Genomic DNA, 5,758 nt, shown 5'->3' on the forward strand with positions numbered 1-5,758 from the left:
CTTCTAATTTTCATGCCTTTTATTTTTCATAACGATTATTTATCCCCAATGCCAATTAGCTAATCATTTGTTAAACTAATAGGAGTCAGATGGCACAAGGAGAACATAATGAGTTTTATTAAAGAATTTCGCGAATTTGCGATGCGCGGGAATGAGGTGGATTTGGCTGTGGGAGTAATAATTGGTGCGGCGTTCGGTAAGATCGTTTCATCATTAGTCGCCGACATTATTATGCCGCCGTTAGGACTGTTGATTGGAGGCATTGATTTCAAACAATTCGCCTTCACCCTTCGGGAAGCTCAGGGCGATATCCCTGCGGTTGTAATGCACTACGGCGTATTCATTCAGAACGTATTTGATTTCGTGATCGTGGCATTTGCCATTTTCATGGCGATCAAACTTATCAACAGACTTAACCGTAAAAAAGAAGAACCGGCTGCTGCCCCGCCAGCACCAACTAAAGAAGAAGTCTTACTGACTGAAATTCGCGATCTGTTAAAAGAGCAGAATAACCGCGTTTAATCAGGCGAGAGAAACAGAAAGGCCAGTGGTAAAAAAGCGATTAGCTTGCTTGCCACTGGCCTCCCAGTTACCACGTTGTGCATGTTTACCTTTACGCAAATAACTCCCTTTTCCCTTCTTGTTCTTCTCAACACGCTGTCTAAAAAGCGGGTCGTGAAGCAATGCCTCAATGGCGTTATCCTTAATTTGTCCCTTAGTATGCTGATAGCGGCTCATCATTTCTCCTGAGCATAGTTAATGTCGGCGGGAGTCTAGTCCGTGGCTGATAAAAAATCAACAACCCTGAGTTTCACTACTGGCGCCCTGTTCAAGGGCTTCCAGTATTGAGCAATAAACACTGCTGTGAGCAGTACCGCAGCACGCGTCATTCAGCCTTTGTAGAGATCGTTGCATGGCCTGCAGCTCCTGAATTCGTCCTTCAACTTCATCCAGCCGGGCCTGAACGATGCTTTTAGATTCCTGACACGTATGATGTTCAGGATCGATACGGATCGACAGCAGTTCACGGATCGACTCCAGCGTGAAGCCGAGTTGCCGGGCATAGCGGATAAAACGAAGGCGTTGCAGGTCGTTATCCGTATAAAGGCGAAATCCACCTTCTGTTCTGACCTCATGATCGATCATCTGCTGCTTTTCGTAGTAGCGGATAGTATCCGGCGTTACGTTAGCAAGCTTCGCAAGTTCACCTATGCGGTACATGGCTACTCCTCGTTTATTTTTTGCATTAACCTTTCACTGTACTCACCATGCAAAAAGTCAGTATTCATTCCCGTCTGGCGCAGTTTTATTTCGATGAGCGCTAATCGACGGCTGATTTCGGAGTACCGCGGGTCATTCTTATGAATGCCTTTAAGCAGATCGGCAAGCTCGACGGCTTCATTGCGTTGCTGAAGTTCAGGGGGTAAACAACCTGCGTTTTTCAGTAAGCGATAACCGGCTCGTAATTCAGGGGGAATGTGTGAATCATCGTCCAGCACCAGTGGCTCACCGCTACCGGGGAGATTTTCAAACTCGCCTTTGTTTTGGGCATCGCTAATATGGCGTTCAGCCCACTGATCGAGCAACCACATAATGAACTCCAGGGGATGAGCAGAAAAGATACAGACATTGTAGATAAGTGGAGATTCTGCGGATATAAAAAAACCCGCCGAGGCGGGTTTTTTTACGTTACTACAGATTACTCTGCAGCAGCTTCTGCTTTCTCTGAACGATCAACCAGCTCGATGTATGCCATCGGCGCGTTGTCGCCTGCACGGAAGCCACACTTCAGAATGCGAGTGTAACCACCGGCACGGCTCGCGAAACGCGGGCCCAGTTCGTTAAACAGTTTTGCCACGATCTCGTTATCACGAGTACGGGCGAATGCCAGACGACGATTAGCAACGCTGTCAGTCTTGGCAAGAGTAATCAGCGGCTCAACTACGCGACGCAGCTCTTTCGCTTTAGGCAGGGTCGTCTTGATGATTTCATGACGAACCAGTGAACCTGCCATGTTGCGGAACATAGCCTGGCGATGGCTGCTGTTGCGGTTCAGTTGACGACCACTCTTACGATGGCGCATGACCTTATCCTTCTCAGTAAAACCTTAACCTGTGATCCGGTTACTCGTCAGCAATGCTTGCCGGTGGCCAGTTTTCCAGGCGCATGCCCAGAGACAGACCACGTGAAGCCAGCACGTCTTTAATCTCGGTAAGAGATTTTTTACCCAGGTTCGGCGTTTTCAGCAACTCAACCTCGGTACGCTGTACCAGATCACCGATATAGTGGATAGCTTCTGCCTTGAGGCAGTTAGCAGAGCGGACAGTCAATTCCAGATCGTCAACAGGGCGCAGCAGGATCGGATCGAATTCTGGTTTCTCTTCTTTCACTTCCGGCTGACGTACATCACGTAAGTCAACGAAAGCTTCCAGTTGTTCTGCCAGGATGGTTGCCGCACGACGAATCGCCTCTTCAGGATCGATTGTGCCATTGGTTTCCATTTCGATGACCAGCTTGTCCAGGTCGGTACGCTGTTCTACACGCGCTGCTTCAACATTGTAGGCAATACGCTCTACAGGGCTGTAGCATGCGTCGACCAGCAGACGGCCGATTGGGCGCTCATCTTCTTCCGAATGAATTCGGGCAGAAGCCGGCACATAACCACGACCGCGCTGAACTTTGATACGCATGCTAATAGCTGCGTTCTCATCGGTCAGGTGGCAGATCACGTGCTGCGGCTTGACGATTTCAACATCACCGTCGTGGGTGATGTCGGCTGCAGTCACAGGGCCAATGCCAGATTTATTCAGAGTAAGAATAACTTCATCTTTACCCTGAACTCTCACCGCCAGCCCTTTCAGGTTGAGCAGGATTTCAAGGATATCTTCCTGAACGCCTTCTTTGGTGCTGTACTCATGAAGTACACCATCAATCTCAACCTCGGTCACCGCGCAACCCGGCATCGATGAGAGCAGAATACGGCGCAGTGCGTTACCCAGAGTATGGCCAAAGCCACGCTCTAAAGGCTCAAGGGTCACCTTGGCGTGCGTCGAACTCACTTGCTCGATATCTACCAGGCGCGGTTTTAGAAACTCTGTCACAGAACCCTGCATTGTGTCCTCTCTTTGGTACTAAGCTTTACTTGGAGTAAAGCTCGACGATCAGGTGTTCGTTAATGTCCGCAGACAGATCAGAACGCTCAGGCTGACGCTTGAACGTACCTTCCATCTTGCCAGCATCAACTTCCAGCCAGGTTGGCTTTTCACGCTGCTCAGCCAGCTCCAGAGCGGCTTTCACGCGAGATTGCTTTTTCGCTTTCTCACGAATGCTAACAACGTCATTCGCTTTAACCTGATAAGAAGCGATGTTAACAACACGACCGTTTACCATGATTGCTTTATGGCTAACCAACTGGCGTGATTCAGCACGAGTCGCGCCGAAGCCCATACGGTATACAACGTTGTCCAGACGACCTTCCAGCAGAGCCAGCAGGTTTTCACCTGTGTTGCCTTTCAGACGTGCTGCTTCTTTATAGTAGTTACGGAACTGACGCTCCAGCACACCGTAGATACGGCGAACTTTTTGCTTTTCACGCAACTGCACACCATAGTCAGACAGACGCGGTTTACGCGCACCGTGCTGGCCAGGAGCTTGTTCAATTTTACACTTGGTATCGATCGCGCGAACGCCAGACTTAAGGAATAAGTCGGTGCCCTCACGACGGCTCAGCTTGAGCTTAGGACCCAAATATCTTGCCATTTTCTATCTCCAACTAACCTAAAAAACGAGCGTTATACGCGACGTTTTTTCGGCGGACGACAACCGTTATGAGGGATCGGAGTCACATCAGTAATATTCGTGATGCGGAAACCAGCGGCGTTCAGAGCGCGAACAGTAGATTCACGACCCGGACCCGGACCTTTAACCATAACTTCCAGATTCTTGATGCCGTATTCTTTTACGGCTTCAGCGCAACGCTCTGCTGCAACCTGAGCTGCGAACGGAGTGGATTTGCGAGAACCACGGAAACCGGAACCACCGGCTGTTGCCCAACCCAATGCGTTACCCTGACGATCAGTAATAGTAACGATGGTGTTGTTGAAAGAAGCATGGATATGAGCCACGCCGTCAGAGACTTGTTTTCTTACACGTTTACGTGCACGAACTGGTGCCTTTGCCATTATTCAATCACCCCGATTATTTCTTGATCGGTTTGCGCGGACCCTTACGGGTACGTGCGTTGGTCTTAGTACGCTGACCGCGCACTGGCAGACCACGACGATGACGCAAACCGCGATAGCAACCAAGATCCATCAGGCGCTTGATGCTCATGCTGATTTCACGGCGCAGATCACCTTCAACGACAAATTTGGCAACTTCGTCACGCAGCGTGTCGATTTGTTCTTCAGACAGCTCACTGATCTTAACATCTTCAGCGATACCCGCTGCAGCCAGAATGGCTTTGGAACGGGTCTTGCCGACGCCGTAGATCGAAGTTAATGCGATCACAGCATGTTTCTGATCAGGAATGTTAATGCCTGCTATACGGGCCACTATGCACTCCTACTATTTAATATGTACGCACCATGCTGAAAAGCCCGTTTTCAGGATACTCAAATGGAAACGTACAGACATACAAAAGATTGGCTGGCTAATCTAGCCAGCTCAACCCAACTTTGCAAGAAAAATATGCGAAATAATCAGCCTTGGCGCTGTTTATGCTTCGGCTCGGCACTGCAAATCACACGGATGACACCATCACGCTTAACGATTTTGCAGTTACGGCATAATTTCTTGACGGAAGCACGAACTTTCATTTTTACTCTCCGTAACTTCTCAGACGACCATTTAGCGGCCGTAGCCTTTCAGGTTCGCCTTCTTCAATGCAGACTCATACTGACTGGACATCATCAGAGTTTGCACTTGAGCCATAAAGTCCATAATCACGACAACAACGATAAGCAGTGAGGTCCCACCGAAGTAGAACGGTACTTTCATTGCATCACGCATGAACTCCGGGATCAGGCAGATAAAAGTAATATAAAGCGCACCAACCAAAGTCAGGCGAGTCATTACTTTATCGATATACTTCGCCGTTTGCTCTCCCGGACGAATTCCTGGTACAAATGCACCGGACTTCTTCAGGTTATCTGCTGTTTCACGCGGGTTGAAGACCAACGCCGTGTAGAAGAAACAGAAGAAGATGATCGCAGACGCATAGAGTAACACATAAAGTGGTTGCCCAGGCTGCAAATACAGCGAAATTGTTGTCAGCCAGTTCCAACCAGTACCGCCCCCGAACCATGACGCGATGGTTGCCGGGAACAGAATAATACTGGAAGCGAAGATAGCCGGGATAACCCCCGCCATATTCACTTTCAGCGGTAAATGTGTGCTCTGTGCAGCATAGACACGACGACCCTGCTGACGTTTAGCGTAGTTCACCACAATGCGGCGTTGACCACGTTCAACGAAGACAACAAAGAACGTCACTGCAAATACTAATACTGCAACCAACAGCAACAGGAGGAAGTGCAGGTCGCCTTGACGCGCTTGCTCGATAGTATGGGCGATGGCCGGCGGGAGACCCGCAACGATACCGGCGAAGATAATGATTGAGATACCGTTACCGATACCTCGTTCAGTAATCTGTTCGCCGAGCCACATCAGGAACATGGTCCCTGTGACCAGACTTACAACAGCGGTGAAATAGAATGCAAAGCCTGGGTTTAATACCAGGCCCTGCATACCAGGCATA

11 protein-coding genes are annotated in these 5,758 nt (G+C 49.3%); 1 reads left to right on the forward strand and 10 read right to left on the reverse strand.

The window, feature by feature from the left end:
* Positions 1–108: 108 nt before the first annotated feature.
* The gene (gene mscL / locus IPZ49_RS22395; RefSeq protein WP_193762879.1) at positions 109–522 is read left to right on the forward strand and encodes a large-conductance mechanosensitive channel protein MscL; all 414 of its coding nucleotides are present in this window, start codon (positions 109–111) and stop codon (positions 520–522) included.
* On the opposite strand, the gene IPZ49_RS22400 is transcribed toward mscL, so the two are convergent.
* From IPZ49_RS22400 to secY, 10 genes are all read right to left on the reverse strand, one after another.
* Positions 523–738: an alternative ribosome-rescue factor A gene (locus IPZ49_RS22400; RefSeq protein ID WP_022649585.1), complete on the reverse strand. Its 216-nt coding sequence runs from the start codon at positions 736–738 to the stop codon at positions 523–525. It abuts the gene before it with no gap.
* 57 nt (positions 739–795) lie between these two features.
* A complete protein-coding gene (gene zntR / locus IPZ49_RS22405; protein WP_003863328.1) occupies positions 796–1,221 on the reverse strand; it encodes a Zn(2+)-responsive transcriptional regulator in 426 nt (141 codons plus the stop codon).
* 2 nt (positions 1,222–1,223) lie between these two features.
* Positions 1,224–1,592 carry a DUF1992 domain-containing protein gene (locus IPZ49_RS22410; protein ID WP_022649586.1) on the reverse strand — a complete coding sequence of 123 codons (369 nt, stop codon included), beginning with the start codon at positions 1,590–1,592 and terminating at the stop codon, positions 1,224–1,226.
* Between the two features lie 107 nt (positions 1,593–1,699).
* Complete coding sequence (gene rplQ / locus IPZ49_RS22415) at positions 1,700–2,083, reverse strand: 50S ribosomal protein L17 (protein ID WP_001216368.1); 384 nt, start codon at positions 2,081–2,083, stop codon at positions 1,700–1,702.
* A gap of 40 nt (positions 2,084–2,123) precedes the next feature.
* Entirely contained in the window at positions 2,124–3,113 is a 990-nt protein-coding gene (locus tag IPZ49_RS22420; protein ID WP_002919219.1) for a DNA-directed RNA polymerase subunit alpha, read from the reverse strand.
* 25 nt (positions 3,114–3,138) lie between these two features.
* Positions 3,139–3,759 carry a 30S ribosomal protein S4 gene (gene rpsD, locus IPZ49_RS22425; protein ID WP_003863314.1) on the reverse strand — a complete coding sequence of 207 codons (621 nt, stop codon included), beginning with the start codon at positions 3,757–3,759 and terminating at the stop codon, positions 3,139–3,141.
* 32 nt (positions 3,760–3,791) lie between these two features.
* Positions 3,792–4,181 (reverse strand): 30S ribosomal protein S11, encoded by a 390-nt coding sequence (rpsK, locus tag IPZ49_RS22430; RefSeq protein WP_003863312.1) that lies wholly within the window; start codon positions 4,179–4,181, stop codon positions 3,792–3,794.
* 16 nt (positions 4,182–4,197) lie between these two features.
* The gene (rpsM, locus tag IPZ49_RS22435; protein WP_003863308.1) at positions 4,198–4,554 is read right to left on the reverse strand and encodes a 30S ribosomal protein S13; all 357 of its coding nucleotides are present in this window, start codon (positions 4,552–4,554) and stop codon (positions 4,198–4,200) included.
* 146 nt (positions 4,555–4,700) lie between these two features.
* Entirely contained in the window at positions 4,701–4,817 is a 117-nt protein-coding gene (gene rpmJ / locus IPZ49_RS22440; protein WP_000868187.1) for a 50S ribosomal protein L36, read from the reverse strand.
* Between the two features lie 31 nt (positions 4,818–4,848).
* A partial coding sequence (gene secY / locus IPZ49_RS22445) for a preprotein translocase subunit SecY (RefSeq protein ID WP_193762880.1) occupies positions 4,849–5,758 on the reverse strand: 910 nt, incomplete at its 5' end.

The sequence above is a fragment of the Enterobacter cloacae complex sp. S2 genome (genome assembly GCF_015159675.1).
In the GTDB taxonomy this organism is placed as follows: Bacteria; Pseudomonadota; Gammaproteobacteria; order Enterobacterales; family Enterobacteriaceae; genus Enterobacter; species Enterobacter intestinihominis.

Excerpts from the sequence above, each read along its gene's own strand:
- IPZ49_RS22400 (WP_022649585.1), bottom strand. The coding sequence starts at position 738 with ATGAGCCGCTATCAGCATACTAAGGGACAAATTAAGGATAACGCCATT.
- IPZ49_RS22410 (WP_022649586.1), bottom strand. The coding sequence starts at position 1,592 with ATGTGGTTGCTCGATCAGTGGGCTGAACGCCATATTAGCGATGCCCAA.
- mscL (WP_193762879.1), top strand. The coding sequence starts at position 109 with ATGAGTTTTATTAAAGAATTTCGCGAATTTGCGATGCGCGGGAATGAG.
- rpmJ (WP_000868187.1), bottom strand. The coding sequence starts at position 4,817 with ATGAAAGTTCGTGCTTCCGTCAAGAAATTATGCCGTAACTGCAAAATC.
- IPZ49_RS22420 (WP_002919219.1), bottom strand. The coding sequence starts at position 3,113 with ATGCAGGGTTCTGTGACAGAGTTTCTAAAACCGCGCCTGGTAGATATC.
- rpsK (WP_003863312.1), bottom strand. The coding sequence starts at position 4,181 with ATGGCAAAGGCACCAGTTCGTGCACGTAAACGTGTAAGAAAACAAGTC.
- zntR (WP_003863328.1), bottom strand. The coding sequence starts at position 1,221 with ATGTACCGCATAGGTGAACTTGCGAAGCTTGCTAACGTAACGCCGGAT.
- rplQ (WP_001216368.1), bottom strand. The coding sequence starts at position 2,083 with ATGCGCCATCGTAAGAGTGGTCGTCAACTGAACCGCAACAGCAGCCAT.
- rpsD (WP_003863314.1), bottom strand. The coding sequence starts at position 3,759 with ATGGCAAGATATTTGGGTCCTAAGCTCAAGCTGAGCCGTCGTGAGGGC.